The organism is Pectobacterium versatile, assembly GCF_020166435.1.
GTDB classification, from domain to species: domain Bacteria; phylum Pseudomonadota; class Gammaproteobacteria; order Enterobacterales; family Enterobacteriaceae; genus Pectobacterium; species Pectobacterium versatile.
Map to the genome: position 1 here is coordinate 1 of NZ_JAINZP010000065.1, position 843 is coordinate 843.

The 843-nt window shown below is 50.9% G+C and carries 1 protein-coding gene; it reads right to left on the reverse strand.

Annotated features, from left to right (window positions below):
• Positions 1 to 7: 7 nt before the first annotated feature.
• Positions 8 to 843: IS3 family transposase (locus K7X24_RS21930; protein WP_224558279.1), on the reverse strand; the 836-nt coding region annotated here is incomplete at its 5' end.

An 843-nucleotide genomic window follows, 5' to 3' on the forward strand; every position in this document is an offset into this window, starting at 1 on the left:
GTAGTGGTCAAGTCATATTGGCCACGGTTTTACGGTAAGAACGATACCGGTTCTCTGATTCTTCCGGCGTTAGCCCACCATTGTAATGATGTGGCCTGACGCTATTGTAGTAGTTCAATATATAACCACTGATTTGTTGCCAGGCTTCATCTTTGTCCCGATAACCCTTTGCAGGGACCCATTCTGTTTTCAGGCTGCGGAAGAAGCGCTCCATTGGACTGTTATCCCAGCAGTTTCCTCGCCGACTGACGCTTTGTTTCATCCTGTAACGCCAGAGAAGTTGTTGATATTTCAAGCCCGTATATTGGCTCCCTTGATCGCTATGGAACATCACATCCGTCGGTTGACCCCGGCTCTCATAGGCCATCCGCAAGGCACCACTTATCAGGGCCGTATCGGCATTCTCTGACAGGCTCCAGCCAATAATTCTGCGGGCAAAAAGATCCATGACTACCGCCAGGTAGCACCAGTGGTTTCCCGCCCAGATATACGTAATATCTCCGCACCATACCCTATCTGGCTCCGGTACGGCGAACTGGCGCTCAAGCAGATTCGGCAAACACGTATGCGTCTGATGGGCATTTTTGTATTTATGTTTTCCGGGCTGGCTACTACTCAGATTCAGGTATTTCATCATACGCCCGGCACGATAACGGCTCATCGGGAAGCCGTTGCAGGTCAGTATATCAGCCAGAGTACGCGCTCCTGCGGAACCCCGACACAGGTTCCAGACTCGACGTATTTCGCTGCACAACCTGACCTTCTCCGGATTAATTGTATCGCGTCGCTTCACCCAGTACCGATAACTGCTGCGGTGTATACCAAAAGCGGTACAAAGACTGA